Raw genomic sequence first — 16,903 nt, forward strand, 5'->3', positions numbered from 1 at the left:
GCAGCGACAGGAGGGTACACCAGTAAGCGCCGCCGCGCGGCCGCCCGAAGGCGGCGCTCCCTCCCGTGGGGAGGATGTCGCGCAGCGACAGGAGGGCACACCAGTGACCGCAGCGGCTTTACACCTGCGCCGCGCGCTTCCCTTGCTGGCGCTGCTTGGCCTTTGGGAGGTGGCGGTCGTATCGGGCGCGGTCAACCCAGCCTTTCTGCCGCCGGCACATCAGGTGGCGGCGGCTTTCTGGCAATTGGTGGTTGAAGGGGATATCTGGGGCGATCTGCTGATCTCCGCCTATCGGGCGCTGGGCGGATTGGTGCTGGGCGCGGCGGCCGGTGTGGCGCTGGGCCTGCTCATGGCCACGTCGCGCCGCGCCAACGGCTTCTTCGGCCCCTTGGTTGCTGCCACCTATTCGCTGCCCAAGGCGGCCTTGGTGCCGCTGTTCATCCTGTGGTTCGGGATCGGCGATGCCACCAATATGCTTACGGTTTTCCTGTCCAGCCTGCTTCCCGTTGTGGTCAATACCTACCATGGCGTGAAGGCGGTTCCGCATACGCTGGTGTGGAGCGCCCGTGCATTCGGCGCGCCCTTCCATCGCATCCTGATCCATGTGCTGTTGCCGGCCAGCGCTCCGCAGATCCTGACGGGCGTGCGTATCGCGTTGGGCTTTTCCTGGGTGCTGACCCTGTCCGCGGAGATGATCGCCGCCAAGTCGGGCATAGGAAAGCTGGTATTCCAGTACGGGGAGAACGGCTCGTATGCGTTCATGTTCGCCGGCATCCTCGCTATCGTGATCCTTGCCTATGCGATGGACCGGCTCATGGTGTTCATAACGGGCCGCCTGCTGCAATGGCACGATTCATCGCAAGCGCGGGAGGACGCATGAGCACCGGGCCGGATTCTTCGGCAACGGCGAACCGGGCCGTGGATGCCGTCTCCGCCGCTGCCCGGCCACCTGCCCGCGGCGGCGTCCTGTGGCGGGGCGGCTGGCGCGCGCTGCTGGGGCTATATCCTTTCGTGTTGCTGATCGCGGCGTGGTACGCCATGACCGAATGGGGTGGGATGCGCCCGATGTTCCTGCCGTCGCCCCAGGCGGTGGCGCGGCAGTTCATCGCGCTGGTGTCGTCCAACGAGGTTCTTCAACCTGTACTGTTGAGCCTGTACCGTGCATTCGTGGGGCTGGCGTTGGCGGTGGCGGCGGGCATCGCGTTGGGGGTGGGCATGGCCCGCAGCGCCTGGATCAGGCGCATGGTGGACCCGCTGGTGGCGGTGGCCTTTCCGGCGCCCAAGATCGCCTTCATGCCGATCTTCATCCTTTGGTTTGGCATCGATAGCCTGTCGAAGGTGCTGCTGGTGGCATTCACCTGCGTGTTCCCCATGATCATCGCGACGTATGAGGGCGCCATCTCGGTGCCGCCCACCATGCTGTGGTCGGCGCGCGCCATGGGCACGACGCCAAGGCGCATCGTGCGCCGCATTGTCCTGCCCGCGGCCGTGCCCGCCATCTTCAGCGGCATACGCGTGACCGTGCCGGTGGCGCTGATCACCGCCTACACGGCGGAAATGGTCGCCGGCGGGGGCGGGTTGGGTGCGGTCTTGATGTACGCGCAGCGCTTCTTCGAAACGCCGACGGTATTCGTTTGCATCGTGCTGATGCTGTTGTCCGGCGTGGCGCTGGACCGCCTGTTGGTGGCCTTGCGCGGGCGCTTCATTCCTTGGCAGGACGAACACGAGGACTAGGCAACGTGGGCACGGGCGCCCGCATCGCGCTGGCCCCGTCTGCCTGGTTCGGGCTCGACAAGGTGGCGGATGCACACGCGATGGCGGAACGGCGGCAGAATGCGAAGGCTATCGACATCCTGCCGTAAAGCGGAGCCACGCTAGAGGTGGACACCGCGAGGGCGGTGCACAGACGTTTATTTCTGTGCGGCGGCGTTTGCTGCCGCTTTGATGGACGTGTGATCGCAATGGCCAGGCATTGCGGCGAGGTTGACGTCGGGTTTGGAGATTACGCGTTTGCCTTCGTCTTCCGGCACGGACTCCAGGCCGGCGCCTCCGACGAATACACCCATCTTTATGAATTGCCGCACGAAATAATTTTTGCCCGCATTGACGTCGAGCTTCAGGTCGTTGGGCGAGAACTCGGACTCCGTGGACAGCTGATAGGTGTGATCGCCGTCAACCTGCGTGTAGAAGAACACCTTGTCGGCGGTTTCGCCGACGCAATTGCCATCAAGGTAAACGTCCTTCTTCAACGCCTTCCCGACGAAACTGTCTCGGTATACGTATAGGCCGGATTTGCCCTGGTCAGGGGTCGGAAATGATTTGGCCTTCAGATTCTTGTCAGCGGATTCCATCGGTACGCTGGCACAGCCCGTGACGAGGATCAAACAACCTATAGACAGCAGGGTCTTGACGGAAGTCGGACGCATGGGAATCCTAATTAATCTGGTGATAAAGTGTGGATAGTGTATCTATATGTATATTTATTGTCTAGAAGGATCACTCTGGGTTGGATGAAGGCAGGCGACTTGAGGTTTGCACGGCGGGCCTGACTATCCTGTCGCTGATAGTCAGCATTCCTGCCGGGTGCCCACGCGGGAAAGAGCCGGTATAGACATACGCTCAAGATCGATGTGGAGGCACACGCCTTCGGGTTGGACCAGCCCGTGATCGATATCACTGGTGCGTCAGAACAGCGACAGAAGCAATGCCGCTGTTGACCCCTTACCCTCTAGCTTGGGATAGGCATCGCCTGCGTGGCTTCATGACCCAATTCGGAAGTCACGCATGATGGCCTAGGCAATCGGACGGTCCGCCTTGTTATTGCGCCGGTGTGCGCTTCGATGTAAGGTCAGCGACCACAACCCCAGAAGAAAAATCGGCGTGCCCACCGGGTACCGCCCTGGAGGAGACACGTGGCACTTCCGCGCTTAGCAGGGCTGGTTTCCGACCGCCTTGTGCGAGGATACGCTGGCATTCCTGGCCCGAGCAGGCCGGGACGTCCCGACACGCCGGCCGGCCACAGGCCCAGTCACGCGTGCTTTTGCCGACGCACCGTGCATCCCATCAATTCGTCTCCATGTTCGCTGCTTCATTGGCCAGCGCGCGTTGATGCGCGCGCGGCCGCATCACAGAGGGAAGACAAATGGCGAAGTACCAATTGAACGTGAATGGAAAGGACATAAGCGTAGACGTGGACAGCGATACGCCGCTGCTCTATGTGCTGCGCGACGACCTGGGCCTGCACGGGCCGAAGTTCGGCTGCGGCCTGGGTCAGTGCGGCGCCTGTACGGTGCACATGGATGGCGCGGCGGTGCGGTCATGCATCACGCCGGTGTCGTCGGTGAACCAGGCGAAGATCGTCACGCTGGAAGGCCTGGGCACCAGCGAGCACCCCCATCCCGTTCAGGAAGCGTTCATCCACGAGCAGGCGGCACAGTGCGGCTACTGCATCAACGGCATGGTGATGCAAGCCGCGGCATTCCTGGACAAGACGCCGAACCCCAGCGAAAGCCAGATACGCGAGGCGCTGGATGCCAACCTGTGCCGCTGCGGAACGCATACGCGCATCATCAAGGCCGTGCAGCGCGCGGCGTCCCCCTCCACCGCCAAGGGAGCCTGATCATGCAGCGTCGCGAATTTCTCAAGGCGGGCGGCGGGCTCGTCGTGGCTTTTACCCTGCCCACGCTGCCGCTCGCGGCCCTCGCGGAGGACGCTCCGCCCACCGGCAAGGACATGCGTCCGGACGAGGTCGATACCTGGCTGGTCGTCGGGAACGACGGCAAGGTCACCGTCTACAGCGGCAAGGTGGACCTGGGCACGGGCGCCCGCACCGCGCTGGCCCAATTGGTCGCCGAGGAACTGGACGTCGATTTTGGCGCGGTGCGCCTGATCATGGGCGATACCGGCCTGACGGTGGACCAGGGGCAGACCGCCGGCAGCCAGACGATATCCAATGGCGGCGCCAAGCTGCGCCAGGCGGCCGCCAGCGCGCGCCAGGCGCTGCTCGCCGAGGCGGCGCAGCGCTTGTCGGTGGAGCAGACACGGCTGACGGTGGCCAAGGGCGTGGTGACCGCCGGCGAAGCAGGACCGACCATCACCTATGCGGCGCTGGTGAGCGACAAGCCCTTGAACGTGAAACTGGATCCCAAGGTCAAGCTGAAGGACCCGGGCGCCTACACGATCATCGGGAAATCGATCCAACGCGTCGATATTCCAGGGAAGGTGACTGGCGAGTTCACCTATATGCATGATTTCAAGCTGCCGGGCATGCTGCACGCCCGCGTGGTGCGCCCGCCGTCGATCGGCGCGACGCTGGTGGACGTGGACGAGACGTCGGTGCGGGACATCAATGGCTTTGTTTCGGTGGTGCGCAAGGACAACTTCGTGGCCGTCCTGGGCAAGACGGAGTGGTCCGCGATCAAGGCCGCGCGTGCGCTGAAGACCAACTGGAACGAGCGCGACCAGTTTCCCGACCAGGCTCAACTGTTCGAGTATTGGCGTGGCTTGCCGCGCGGCAAGGACGATCCCGTCGTGCAGTCCGGCGATGCGGACGGCGCGCTTGCGTCCGCGGCCAAGCACGTGAAGGCGACCTATGATTTTCCGGTGCACACCCATGGGTCGATCGGGCCGTCGTGCGCGGTGGCGGATTTTCGCGACGGCCACTGCACGATCTGGTCGCCGTCTCAATCCACGCATTCGCTGCAAGGCGAGATCGCCCGCACGCTGGATATCGACAAGGCGGCGGTACGCCTGGTCTATCTGGACGGGTCGGGCTGCTACGGACGCAATGGACACGAGGACTGCTCCGCGGATGCCGCGCTGATATCGCAATTGGCCAAGGCGCCGGTGCGGGTCCAATGGATGCGCGCCGACGAACACGGCTGGGATCCCAAGAGCCCGCCGACGCTCGTGGACTTGCAGGCGGGGCTGGACGACACCGGCGCCCTGATGGCCTGGAAATCGGAGTTCTTCATCGCGCAGGCACGCGGCACGATGGATGAATTCCCGCTGCTGGCGGCGGTCCTGTCGGGTAAGCCCAGGCCGACGTACCTGACGGGCAATATCTCCAAGAACTCCGATGTCATGTACGAGTTCCCGCACGTGAAGACCGAAGTGCATCGCATGGCCGACAAGGCCTTCCGCACCGCGCATCTGCGCACGCCGGGACGCATGCAGAACACCTTCGCCAACGAGGCGTTTTTCGACGAGGTGGCGGCGGCGGCAAACGCGGACCCGCTGCAGTGGCGTCTCAAATATCTGAAGGACCCGCGTTCGCGCGCGGTGCTGGAAGATGTGGCGAAGATGTCTGGATGGCAGTCGCGGCCGTCGCCCGCCGGGCAGGGCGCCGAGGCCATGAAAGGTGGCGATGCGAAGGGCGGCGACGTCGCCAAGGCCGGCGATACGGCCGGTGCGCACGCCGTGAAGACGGGCGATGCCGCGCAAGGGGGCGACGTCTTGAAAGGCCGCGGCGTGGCCTTCGTGCGCTATGACAACGAGCGTACCTATGTGGCGGTGGTCGTGCAGGTGGAGGTGGACAAGCGCAACGGCGGCATCCGCGTCACCGACGTGTGGTGCAGCCACGATTGCGGCCAGGTGGTGAATCCCGATGGGGTGCGCAACCAGGTCGAGGGAGGCATCGTGCAGACCATCAGCCGTACGCTGATGGAGCAGATCACCTTCGATCGCCAGAAGGTGACCAGCCTGGATTGGAGCAGCTATCCCATCCTGCGTTTCACGCAGGTGCCGGCCATTCACGTCCATCTGATCGACCGTCCGGAGAAGCCGGCATGGGGCGCGGGCGAGATGGCGCCCACCGTGATTCCCGCCGCGATCTCCAACGCCGTGTTCGATGCCACCGGAGTGCGGCTGCGCTCGGTCCCGTTCCTGCCCGATAAGGTGTTGGCCGCGCTGAAGGCGCCGGCGGCGGCGTGACGATCGCCTGGGCGTTACGGAACGTCGGTACGCAGGGCCCTCCGTTAGGAGGGCCTTTTTTATGTCGGCTTGGGCAGGCACGTGTCGACGGGGATACAGTTGCGGGGATATCACGAAGACTTATGCACGGGCATGGCCAGTTTTGCTGCGCTACCGCTGGGGATCGGCCCCCGCCGACCCGTTACCGCCAAAGCCCTTGCGAGAGGGATACGTCGGGCTGATAAACCTGGTCTCGCTACGCCGGTACACCGGTGAGTCCACATCAGGCGTGACGATTCCATCATTTTTAGTGATTCATTCGATCATTAAAGATTAATTGACCTGATATATCCCCCCTCCCTAGACTTTCCTCCCACGACCCACCGGCAAACGGCAGGGCGCGAGAACGAAGGAATGGGAGCGTGGCATTGGACGCCAGGGCGGAAACGGACAACACCCGCACGATGGCCGAGGCCGCGGCGCGCGGCCACGTGGGATCGCCGCGCGTCCGCGTCGAGGACCAGGCCATCCTGAGCGGACGCGGCCAGTACGGCGACGACGCCGCCACCCGGCCGGGAACCTTGCATGCGGCCATCGTGCGCTCGCCGCATGCCCATGCCCGGGTGGTCCGCGTCGACGCCAGCCGCGCGACGGCGGCGCCCGGCGTGCGTGCCGTGCTGACGCCCCAGGATGTCGCCGCCTGGTCGCGTCCCTTCGTGGTGGGCGTGAAGCAGCCCATGGAACAGTGGGCGCTGGCGATGGACAAGGTGCGCTATGTCGGCGAACCGGTCGCGGTGGTGATCGCCGAATCGCGCTATGCGGCCGAGGACGGCGCGGACCTGGTGGACATCGGGTACGAGCCGCTGGCCGCCGTGGTCTCCATCGAGGACGCGATTGCCGCCGCCGCGCCGGTGCTGCACGAGAAGGTCGGCAGCAATATCGTGAGCGACCGGACGTTTCGCTATGGCGATCCGGAATCCGCATTCGCCAAGGCCGAGCACCGCATCGGGCTGACCGTCCACTACCCGCGCAACTCCTGCACGCCCATCGAATGCGCGGTCGTCATCGCGGAATACCTGTCCGCGCAGGATGGCTACGAGGTGAGTTCCAACTTCATGGGACCGTTCTCGCTGCATACCGTCATGGCGCTGGCGCTGAAGGTACCGGGCAACCGCTTGCGTCATCGCACCTTTGCCGATTCGGGCGGCAGTTTCGGCGTGAAGCAGGCGGTGTTTCCCTACGCCGTCCTGATGTGCATGGCCGCGCGCAAGGCGGGCGCGCCCGTGAAGTGGGTGGAGGACCGGCTGGAGCACCTGGCCGGCGCGACGTCGGCCACCGGCAGGCTATGCCGCATCGAAGCGGCGGTGGCCGCGGATGGCCGCATCCAGGCGCTGTCGTATGACCAGTACGACGATTGCGGCGGCTATCTTCGCGCGCCCGAACCGGCCACCTTCTATCGCATGCATGGCTGCCTGACGGGGGCGTACGACATTCCGAACCTGGCGGTGCACAACCGCGTGGTGCTGACCAACAAGACCCCAGCTGGCCTGGTGCGCGGCTTCGGCGGCCCGCAGGTGTATTTCGCGCTGGAGCGGCTGATGCAGCAGATTGCGCGCGAACTGCAGCTGGACCCTCTGGCGCTGTACCGGCGCAACTTCATCGGCCGGGATGCCTTTCCCTATCGCGCGGCGGCGGGTGCGCTGATCGATTCCGGCGACTATCAAGGCGCGCTGGAACTCGCGTGGCGCGGCGGTGGCCTGGAAGAGCTTCACGCGCGGCGCGAGCAAGTGCGCGCGCGCGGTGGCCTGTATGGCATCGGCTATGCCGCCATCGTCGAGCCGTCGATTTCCAACATGGGCTATATCACGACGGTCATGCCGCGCGAGGCGCGCGACAAGGCCGGGCCCAAGAACGGCGGCATCGCGGCCGCGACCGTTTCCGTGGATCCGCTGGGCGGGGTCAGCGTCGTGGTGGCGTCCGCGCCCGCGGGGCAGGGGCATCGCACCGTCTGCGCGCAGGTCGTCGCCGACGTGCTGGGCCTGGATCCCGATGCCATCGTGGTCAGCATCGATTTCGATACGCGCAAGGATGCGTGGTCGGTGGCGGCGGGCAACTACTCCAGCCGTTTCGCGGGCGCCGTGGCGGGCACCGTGCATCTGGCCGCCTGCCGCCTGCGCGACAAGCTGGCCGCCATCGCGGCCGCGCAGATGGACTGCACGGCGGCCGATATCGTGTTTCGTGACGGCACGATCGGGCCGGGCCATGCGCCGCAAGCCGCGGTGCCCTTCACCCGCCTGGCCGCGAATCCGCATTGGGCGCCTGGCCTGCTGCCCAAGGGCATCGAGCCGGGGCTGCGCGAGACCGTGTTTTGGTCGCCCGAATCCCTGACGCCACCGGATGGACAGGACCGCATCAATACGTCGGCGGCCTATGGCTTCGCCTTCGACGTCTGCGCGGTGGAAGTCGACCGCGACACGGGCCGCGTGCGCATCGACCGCTATGTGACCACCCACGATGCCGGCCGCATCCTGAACCCGGCGCTGGCCGACGGCCAGATCCGCGGCGCCTTCGCGCAGGGGCTTGGCGCGGCCCTGATGGAAGAGTTCCGCTATGGCGCGGACGGCAGCTTCCTGTCCGGCACCTTCGCCGACTATCTGGTGCCCACGACCTGTGAGGTGCCCGAGCCGGTCATCCTGCACATGGAAACGCCCAGCCCCTTCACGCCCTTGGGTGCCAAGGGGCTGGGGGAGGGCAACAACATGAGCACACCCGTATGCATCGCCAACGCGGTTGCCGACGCGCTGGGGGTGGACGATGTGAGCCTGCCCTTGACGCCGGCGCGCGTGATGGCCTTGACCGGCGTGCAGGACCCGCCGCCGTCCAGCGGCCATGTGCCGGCCCGCCAGGGGCGGGAAGCGGGCGAGCGCGCCGGCCGTTCCCTGTCCGCGCAAGGCGAAGTGCGCTTGCCCGCGACGCCGGAGAAGGTCTTTGCCGTGCTGCTGGATCCGCAGGCCCTGGCCAAGGTCATCCCCGGCTGCTATGCCTTGACGCCGATCGGGACGAACCGCTATCGCGCCGATGTCACCGTGGGTGTAGGCATGATCAAGGCACGGTATGCGGCGGAGATTTCGCTGTCCGACCTGGATCCGCCGCGCGGCTTGCGGCTGGCCGGCACGGGTATTTCCAGCGTGGGTACCGCGCAGGGCAGCGGCCTCGTGACGTTGCATGCGGACGGCACGGGCACCCGGCTGACGTACGACTACGACGCCCAGGTCTCCGGCAAGGTCGCCGCGGTGGGAAGCCGGATGCTCGAAGGCGCCGCGCGCGTCGTACTGCGGCAGCTGTTCGAACAACTGGGCCGGCAGGCGGGCGGCGCCCGGCGGCCTTCATGGTGGCGGCGGCTGCTGGGCCTCGGGGAGTCGCGGCAATGAAGCCACAGGCCTTCGACTATATCCGCGCCGAATCGGCGCAGGAGGCCCTCGACGCCCTGGCCGGGCTGGGCAGCGACGGCCGCATCCTGGCCGGCGGGCAGTCGCTGATGGCGGTGCTGAACATGCGGCTGGCGCAGCCGGCGGCCCTGATCGACATTTCCCGCGCGGCCGACCTGGACTATGTGCGCGAACAGGACGGCTGCCTGGCGGTGGGCGCGGCGGCCACGCAGGCCAGCGTGGAGTGGCGCGCGGGCCTGGCCGACGCCGTGCCGCTGCTGGCGCAGGCCTTTCCCTTCATCTCGCATTTCCAGATCCGCAATCGCGGCACGGTATGCGGATCGGTGGCGCACGCCGATCCCAGTGCCGAACTGCCGCTGGTGCTGTCCGCGCTGGACGGCCAGGTGGTGCTGCGCGAGAAGCGCCGCCGCCGCGTTTTGCCGGCCGCCGAGTTCTTCCAAGGCATGTTGATGACGGCGCGCGGCGCCGACGAGCTGGTGGAGGAAGTGCGGTTTCCCCTGGCCCGGTCCGGCACGCGCTACGCCTTCGACGAGTTCTCGGCGCGCCACGGCGATTTCGCGCTGGTGGCCGTGGCCGCGATGGCCGATGCGCGCGAGCTCACGCTGGCGGTCGGCGGCGTGGCGGATCGTCCGACGGTGCGGCGCTGGCCCCACATGCCGGACAAGGACCTGGAAACGGCGGTCAACGATTTCGCGTGGGACCTGGGCGCGCAGGACGATCCCCACGTCAGCGCGGCTTTCCGCCGCCAATTGGTGCGGCGGCTGGGCGTCGGCGTCCTGCGTAAGGTGATGGCATGAAGAAACTCGAACGCGACCGCGAGCACGCGATCCACCTGATGTTAAACGGCACGGCGCGCCGGGGCGCCTGCGAGCCCCGGATGCTGCTGTCCGATTTCCTGCGGCATGAACTGGGCGCGACCGGCACGCACGTCGGATGCGAGCACGGCGTGTGCGGCGCCTGCACCGTGTTGATCGACGGTGTCGCCTCGCGCGCCTGCCTGACGCTGGCGGTGCAGGTGCAAGGCCGCCAGGTCGATACGGTGGAAGGGCTGGGCGATGCCGACGGCATGCTCAACGACCTGCAGCAGGCCTTTCGCCGCAACCACGCCCTGCAGTGCGGCTTCTGCACGGCGGGCATCCTGATGTCCTGCCAGGACTATCTGCGCCGTCATCCCGATCCGGACGAGCAGGATATCCGCGACATGTTGTCCGGCCATCTGTGCCGCTGCACCGGCTACACCAACATCGTCAACGCGGTCATGGAGACCGCCGCCGCGCGGCGCGCGGCGGTAGCGCTGGAACCGCCCCAGGGGGAATAACACATGCTGGACCTCGGCAGAACCTTTCTGCAAAGCGTGGAGCGCAGCCCCGACGCGCCGGCCATCGCCGATGGTGCGCGGCAGCTCAGCTATGGGCAATGGCACGCCGACATCGCGGCCTTGGGCGCGGCCCTGGACGCCCTGGGCCTGCGGCGTGGCGACCGGCTGCTGGCCGTCCTGCAGAACCGCTTCGAGATGGCCACCCTGCACTGGGCTTGCCAGTTCAAGGGCATCGTCATCACGCCGCTAAACTGGCGCGCCAAGCCCGACGAGGTCGAATACTGTGCGCGCGACGCGCAGGCGCGCGCGGTGTTCTACGAGCCGGTCAGCGCCGATGCGGTGCTGGGCAGCGCGGCGGCCGCCGGCCTGCCCAAGATCGCGGCCGGCGGCGCTGCGGGCGGCCTGGCCACCTTCGACGCGCTGCTGGACGCGCATGCGGGCGCGGCGCTGGCCCCGCTGGCGCAGGCCGACGATTTTTCCTTGATGCTGTACACGTCCGGTACGACGGGCAAGCCCAAGGGCGTGCCGCGGCGCCATCGCCACGAGCGCGCCGCGGCGCTGGCGCATGTCGCGCAGAACCTGTACCGGCGCGGCGAGCGCACGCTGGGCGTGATGCCGCTGTACCACACCATGGGCGTGCGCTCGCTGCTGTCCATGGCGCTGGTCGACGGGCTGTTCGCCTGCCTGCCGAAGTTCGACCCCGCGGTGGCACTGGCCGCGATCGCCGAACACCGGCTGACCTGCCTGTATCTGGTGCCCACCCTGTATCACGACATGCTGGCGCACCGCGAACGGCATGGCGGCGATCTGTCGTCGGTGACGAAGCTGGGTTTTGCCGGCGCGCCCATGCATGACGCGCTGCTGCAGCGCCTGACGGCTGCCTTCCAGCCGGAGTTGTTCGTCAACCACTATGGCTCGTCGGAGGTCTACACCTGCGCCACCGAGCCCGACGCGGCACGCAAGCCGGGCAGCGCGGGCAGGGCGGGCATCAATACGCGCATCCGCGTCGTGCGGCTGGGCGCGACGTCGCCCGACGCCATCGCGCCGCCGGGCGAGGAAGGCGAAATCATTGCCGACCTGGCGGGCGACGAGGCCTTCGAAGGCTATTGGAACCGGCCGGATGCCGATGCCAAGTCCATGCTGGCGGGCTGGTATCGCACCGGCGACACCGGCTACATCGACCCGGACGGCGATCTCTTCGTCACCGGCCGCGTCGACGACATGATCATCAGCGGCGGCGAAAACATATCCCCGGTGGACATCGAGTCCGTGCTGTCCCTGCATCCCGCGGTGGATGAAGTGGCCGTCGCCGGGCTGCCGGACGAGCGCTGGGGGCAGCGCGTGGTCGCCTTCGTGAAGCGGCAGGCCCCGGTGGACGGCGAGGCGCTGGACGCCCATTGCCGCCAGTCCGACCTGCTGAACTTCAAGCGGCCGCGCGAATACGTCTTCGTGCGGGCGATTCCGAAGTCGCCGGTGGGCAAGGTGCTGCGGCGCAAGCTGGTCGCCGGCGAGTACGACGCGGAGTTCGCGGCGGCGGTCGCGCCAGCTGGGACATCCGGGCCATCCGGACCGGCCGGGGCATCCGCATCGTCGGGGGCATCCGAGGCGACAAGGGCGCCCGCCGGTTCCGGCGCCAAGCCGGTCTGAACTGACGCTATTACCGAACCTTTTTTTGTCCGGAGCTGCTTTCCATGACAACCCCAACCCAGATGCCGCGCTACACCGACCTGCGCACGTGGCTGGATCACCTGGCCGCCACCGACCGCGTGGCCGTCATCCGCGATGGCGCCGCGCTGGAGCACCAGGTCGCCGCGATCGCCAAAAGGCTGGACGGCCGCCAGGCCGCCTATTTCACGCGGCCGGGCGGCCATGGCATGCCGGTGGTCTCCGGATTCATGTCGCGCCGCGCATGGATCGCCGAAGCCATGGGCGTGCCGGAATCGGGCCTGCTGGCTGCGTACCGCCGGGCCGCGGAGGCGCCCTTGTCCTGCGAGGAAGTGCCGGCGGGACAGGCGGCGTGTCAGCAGGTGGTGCATCGCGATCCGGACGTGCGCGCCTTGCTGCCCGTGCCCACGCACAGCGAACACGACAACGGGCCCTACATCACGGCCGGCATGGTCATCGCGCGCAACCCCGTCACCGGCGTGCAGAACGTGTCGATCAACCGCATCCAGGTGCATGCGGCCAACCGCATGGCCGTCCTGCTGCTGCCGCGCCACTTGTATTCCTTCTACAAAGAGGCGGAAAAGCGCGGACAGGACTTGCCGGTGGCCATCGTCATCGGCGCGGACCCGCTGACCTTGCTGGCCTCGCAGGCCATCATGCCGATCGACCATGACGAACTGGAAATCGCCGGCGCGCTGCATGGCAGGCCTTTGCCGGTCGCACGGTGCCTGACCAGCGACATCCACGTCCCAGCGTCGGCGGAAATCGTCATCGAAGGGCGCCTGCTGCACGACGTGCGCGAGCCCGAAGGGCCCTTCGGCGAATTTCCCCGCTACTACAGCGCGCGGGAGCATCGCGAGGTGATCGCCGTCGACGTGGTCACGCATCGCCGCGATCCCATCTACCACACCATCGTACCCGCCGAAATGGAGCACCTGCTGCTGGGCTCCATCCCGCGCGAGGCGACCCTGCTGGCGCACCTGCAGCGCAGTTTCCCGGGCGTGACGGACGTACATCTGTCGATCGGCGGGGTGGGGCGCTATCACCTGTTCGTGCGCCTGCGCAAAACGCATGAAGGCCAGCCCAAGAACGTCATCCTGTGCGCCTTCGGCGCGCATTACGACATCAAGCAGGTCGTGGTGGTGGACGAAGACGTGGAAGTGCACGATCCGCGGCAGGTGGAGTGGGCCATCGCCACGCGCTTCCAGGCGGACCGCGACCTGATGGTGATCAGCGGCGCCCAGGGCTCGGTGCTGGATCCGTCGACCACGGTGAGCGCCGGCGCGGGCGCGGAGACGGTGCCCGCGCATCTGCAGGGCATCAGCGCCAAGATGGGCCTGGACGCGACGCGCCCGGTGTCCTATCACGAACACGTGTTCACCAAGGTGCGGATCCCGGGCGAGGAAGATGTCGACCTGTCGTCCTGGATCGATGCGGGCGCCCGCATGGACTTCGGCGCGGTGCCACGGCAATGAACACGCCGCGTCCCAAACGGCTGGTCGTCGCGATCACGGGCGCCAGCGGTGCCATTTACGGCGTGCGCATCCTGCAGTACCTGCGCCGCTGTCCGGAATGGGAGAGCCACCTGGTGCTGTCCCACTCCGGCGCCTTGACCGCCGCGCAGGAGCTTGCGCTCAAGCGCAGCGATATCGAGGACCTGGCCGATGTCGTGCACAACGTCAAGGACATCGGCGCCTCGGTGGCCAGCGGCTCGTTTCCGACCGAAGGCACGGTCGTCGCGCCGTGCTCGATGAAGACGCTGGCCGCCATCGCGCTGGGCCTGGCGGACAACCTGGTCAGTCGCGCCGCCGACGTCGCGTTCAAAGAGCGGCGGCGCGTGGTGCTGCTGGCGCGCGAAACGCCGCTGAACCTGGCGCACCTGCGCAACATGACCAGCGTCACGGAAATGGGCGGCATCGTCTTCCCACCCGTGCCGGCGTTCTACAACCAGCCCGCCACCCTAGACGATGTGGTCAACCATACCGTGGGGCGCGTGCTGGACTTGTTCGGCATCGCCCATGACGACCTGCTGGCGCGCTGGGAGGGGCTGCGCAAGCCCGCCGCCGCGCCGGCATCCGAATTCACCTCTTCCGAAGGAGTACATCCGTGACGACTCTCAAGCATCCCGCCCATGCCCTGCCCGCCGAACTGGACGGGTTCCGCGTCGACGTGGACGTCGAACGCCAGCGCGCCGATATCGTGCTGGCCCGTCCGCCGTTCAATATCGTATCCATGCCGCAACGCGACCAGCTGCGCTTGGTGTTCGAGGCGCTGGACGAGGACGAGCGCGTGCGCGTGATCGTGCTGCGCGCCGAAGGAGAGCATTTCTCCAGCGGCGGCGACATCAAGGGCTTCTTGCAGGCCTCGCCGGAACGCGTCTCCAAGCTGGCGTGGAACATCGCGGCGCCGGCACGCTGCGCCAAGCCCGTCATCGCCGCGGCGCGCGGCTACTGCTTCGGCGTAGGCTTCGAAATCTCCCTGGCCTGCGACTTCCGCCTCGTCAGCGAAACCGCGCAATACGCGCTGCCGGAGCAGAAGCTGGGCCAGATTCCCGGGTCCGGCGGCTCTGCCCGGTTGCAGAAAATGGTAGGCATCACGCGAACCAAGGACATCGTCATGCGTTCGCGGCGGATCAGCGCTCAACAAGCCTACGACTGGGGCGTCGCCACGGAAATCGTGCCTGACGGGGAACTGGAAGCGGCCACCGATCGCCTGGTCGCCGAGCTGCTGGCTTTCTCGCCGCTGGCGCAGCGTACCGCCAAGAAGCTGCTGAACGACACGGAGGACGCGTCCCTGTCGGCCTCGATCGAGCTGGAAGGGCACTGCTACAGCCGCCTGCGCAGCAGCGACGATTTCCGTGAAGGGGTGGAAGCCTTCCATGGCAAGCGCGCGCCCGTGTTCCGCGGCAGCTAGCCCGGCGTGCCCGCGCCTGGTACCGCGTTGCGGGCCAACGCCGCGTAGCGCTGGCGGACATCAAAGTGCCATATACTCGCGACCGCATCTTGTGATGGGGTGCCGGCACACCGGCACCTGTCGGGATACGGCCTGTATCCCGGGAAAAATCAAAAGCGGAGGTCGGATGGACTCTTATTACGGCGTCGCCATCGTTACCCTTTTGTCCGGGCTGCTTTGCTTCGGCATGGCCTTCGCCAGCGCGCGCGCGCATCTCAAGACCGGCATCCTGGCGCCGGCGATGAGCGGCGATCCGGTGCTGGACCGCACCGTACGGGCCCATGTGAACACGCTCGAATGGATGCCGATTTTCCTGCCGGCCTTGTGGTTGTTCGCCGTCTATGCAAGCCCGCTGTGGGCGACCGTCCTGGGCGTGGTGTGGATCGTGGGCCGCATCGTCTACTTCATCGGCTACGTGGCGGCTGCTGAAAAACGCCGCGTGGGCTTCGGCATCCAGGCGCTGGCGGCCACTGTGCTGGTGCTGGGTGCGCTGGGCAGCATCATCCATTTGATGCTGACGAAGTAGCGCACGCCTGCGCGGGGCGGTGGCCGCCACCTGCCTGCGGTTGCGGGCATCGCCGCTCCGGCCTTGATCAGCTTCCCGTCCCGGCCTTCGGATGCGGGACAAGGGGGGCCGCGGCCGGCCGGGATCCTCCGGGCGCTTCTTGTGGTTTTGATAAATTCGTGGCTTCATGGCGCGGTTTTACAGGCCAGGTACAGGAGCAGCGATGCCGGAAGGCAAAACAATAGCGGCGGGAAAGACCGCCACTGGGGTCAAGGCCAAGCGCATGTCGGCGAAACTGCGTGCCGAAGGCAACGCGGCCAATAGTCTTTCGGCCGTGGCCGCCACGCTGCGCCGTCTGCTGTCGCTCGATTCCCAGCATGATTCGCTGGTGGTTTCCATGGCGTACGAGTTGGGGCTCGACATCATCGAAGGCCGACTGCAGGCCGGCGATGACCTGAATTCCGTCGATCTCGCCCAGCGGTTTTCCACCAGCCGTACGCCCGTGCGAGAGGCGCTTGCGTTGCTGGAGCGGCAGGGCATGGTGGAAATCCCGCCGCGTCGCCGTCCGCGCGTGCGCATGGCCAGCATGGAAGAGATCCGCAATATCTACGAAGTGCGCGCCGCCATGCATGCGCTGGTTTGCGAGCTGGTCGCGCAGCGGGCCACCGAGGACGATATCGCCCTGCTGCGGGACCGTTTCGAGGCCATGCGCACGGCCGCCGAAGAGGGCAACGTCCATGATTACTTCCTGGCCAATATGCAATTTCACGACATCACCCTGCAGGCGTGCCGTAATCCGCTGCTCCAGCGGACGCTGGATTCCCTGGGCCTGACGACGTTCAACCTGCGCTACCAGACACTGTCGCAGCCGGGCCGCATCCCGCAGTCGCTTGAAGATCATTCCCTGTTGATGCGCGCGTTCGAGGATCGCAATCCCGTATTGGCGGCGTCCGTCATCCGCAACAATATCCAGGCCGCGCTGAAGGTCCTGCAGGAAAAGATCGAGTTGCACGACGAGACCCGGTCCTAATCTCCGCGGGCGCCTGGGCGCCGGCTCGGCCGCGCTTGCGCGGCTTCCCCATACGGTCTACCGCACATTCGCTA

15 protein-coding genes are annotated in these 16,903 nt (G+C 66.8%); 14 read left to right on the forward strand and 1 reads right to left on the reverse strand.

All coding sequences use genetic code 11. The features are described from left to right. The first annotated feature begins 103 nt into the window (after positions 1-103). The 3 genes from AKI39_RS05165 to AKI39_RS26155 are packed head-to-tail and all read left to right on the forward strand — an operon-like array spanning position 104 to position 1,862. Complete coding sequence (locus AKI39_RS05165) at positions 104-880, forward strand: ABC transporter permease (RefSeq protein WP_066633212.1); 777 nt, start codon at positions 104-106, stop codon at positions 878-880. After that, positions 877-1,734 (forward strand): ABC transporter permease, encoded by an 858-nt coding sequence (locus AKI39_RS05170; protein ID WP_066633215.1) that lies wholly within the window; start codon positions 877-879, stop codon positions 1,732-1,734. The genes AKI39_RS05165 and AKI39_RS05170 overlap by 4 nt, the downstream gene beginning before the upstream one ends. Positions 1,735-1,739: 5 nt before the next feature. After that, on the forward strand, positions 1,740-1,862 hold the full coding sequence (locus tag AKI39_RS26155) for a hypothetical protein (protein WP_255364353.1): 123 nt from the start codon (positions 1,740-1,742) through the stop codon (positions 1,860-1,862). A 48-nt stretch (positions 1,863-1,910) separates the two neighbouring features. On the opposite strand, the gene AKI39_RS05175 is transcribed toward AKI39_RS26155, so the two are convergent. Continuing rightward, positions 1,911-2,426 (reverse strand): DUF2846 domain-containing protein, encoded by a 516-nt coding sequence (locus tag AKI39_RS05175; RefSeq protein WP_066633219.1) that lies wholly within the window; start codon positions 2,424-2,426, stop codon positions 1,911-1,913. A 716-nt stretch (positions 2,427-3,142) separates the two neighbouring features. On the opposite strand from AKI39_RS05175, the gene AKI39_RS05180 reads away from it, so the two are divergent. The 11 genes from AKI39_RS05180 (at position 3,143) to AKI39_RS05230 (ending at position 16,829) form a co-directional block, all read left to right on the forward strand. After that, on the forward strand, positions 3,143-3,619 hold the full coding sequence (locus AKI39_RS05180) for a (2Fe-2S)-binding protein (RefSeq protein ID WP_066633222.1): 477 nt from the start codon (positions 3,143-3,145) through the stop codon (positions 3,617-3,619). Between the two features lie 2 nt (positions 3,620-3,621). Beyond that, positions 3,622-5,931 carry a molybdopterin cofactor-binding domain-containing protein gene (locus tag AKI39_RS05185; RefSeq protein WP_066633225.1) on the forward strand — a complete coding sequence of 770 codons (2,310 nt, stop codon included), beginning with the start codon at positions 3,622-3,624 and terminating at the stop codon, positions 5,929-5,931. Positions 5,932-6,374: 443 nt separating this feature from the next. After that, on the forward strand, positions 6,375-9,341 hold the full coding sequence (locus tag AKI39_RS05190; protein WP_083229072.1) for a xanthine dehydrogenase family protein molybdopterin-binding subunit: 2,967 nt from the start codon (positions 6,375-6,377) through the stop codon (positions 9,339-9,341). After that, entirely contained in the window at positions 9,338-10,156 is an 819-nt protein-coding gene (locus tag AKI39_RS05195; protein ID WP_066633232.1) for an FAD binding domain-containing protein, read from the forward strand. The genes AKI39_RS05190 and AKI39_RS05195 overlap by 4 nt, the downstream gene beginning before the upstream one ends. After that, positions 10,153-10,677, forward strand: a complete 525-nt coding sequence (locus AKI39_RS05200; RefSeq protein WP_066633252.1) for a (2Fe-2S)-binding protein — start codon at positions 10,153-10,155, stop codon at positions 10,675-10,677. The genes AKI39_RS05195 and AKI39_RS05200 overlap by 4 nt, the downstream gene beginning before the upstream one ends. Positions 10,678-10,680: 3 nt before the next feature. Beyond that, complete coding sequence (locus AKI39_RS05205) at positions 10,681-12,324, forward strand: AMP-binding protein (RefSeq protein WP_083228634.1); 1,644 nt, start codon at positions 10,681-10,683, stop codon at positions 12,322-12,324. Positions 12,325-12,368: 44 nt separating this feature from the next. Further along, positions 12,369-13,817 (forward strand): UbiD family decarboxylase, encoded by a 1,449-nt coding sequence (locus AKI39_RS05210; RefSeq protein WP_066633262.1) that lies wholly within the window; start codon positions 12,369-12,371, stop codon positions 13,815-13,817. Continuing rightward, a complete protein-coding gene (locus tag AKI39_RS05215) occupies positions 13,814-14,452 on the forward strand; it encodes a UbiX family flavin prenyltransferase (protein WP_066633265.1) in 639 nt (212 codons plus the stop codon). Before AKI39_RS05210 ends, AKI39_RS05215 begins: the two co-directional genes overlap by 4 nt. After that, a complete protein-coding gene (locus AKI39_RS05220) occupies positions 14,449-15,255 on the forward strand; it encodes an enoyl-CoA hydratase/isomerase family protein (protein ID WP_066633267.1) in 807 nt (268 codons plus the stop codon). The genes AKI39_RS05215 and AKI39_RS05220 overlap by 4 nt, the downstream gene beginning before the upstream one ends. A gap of 166 nt (positions 15,256-15,421) precedes the next feature. Then, positions 15,422-15,820 carry an MAPEG family protein gene (locus tag AKI39_RS05225; RefSeq protein WP_066633270.1) on the forward strand — a complete coding sequence of 133 codons (399 nt, stop codon included), beginning with the start codon at positions 15,422-15,424 and terminating at the stop codon, positions 15,818-15,820. 262 nt (positions 15,821-16,082) lie between these two features. Beyond that, on the forward strand, positions 16,083-16,829 hold the full coding sequence (locus AKI39_RS05230) for a GntR family transcriptional regulator (RefSeq protein ID WP_158515153.1): 747 nt from the start codon (positions 16,083-16,085) through the stop codon (positions 16,827-16,829). Positions 16,830-16,903: the final 74 nt, after the last annotated feature.

The sequence above is a fragment of the Bordetella sp. H567 genome, assembly GCF_001704295.1.
Taxonomy (GTDB): domain Bacteria; phylum Pseudomonadota; class Gammaproteobacteria; order Burkholderiales; family Burkholderiaceae_B; genus Bordetella_C.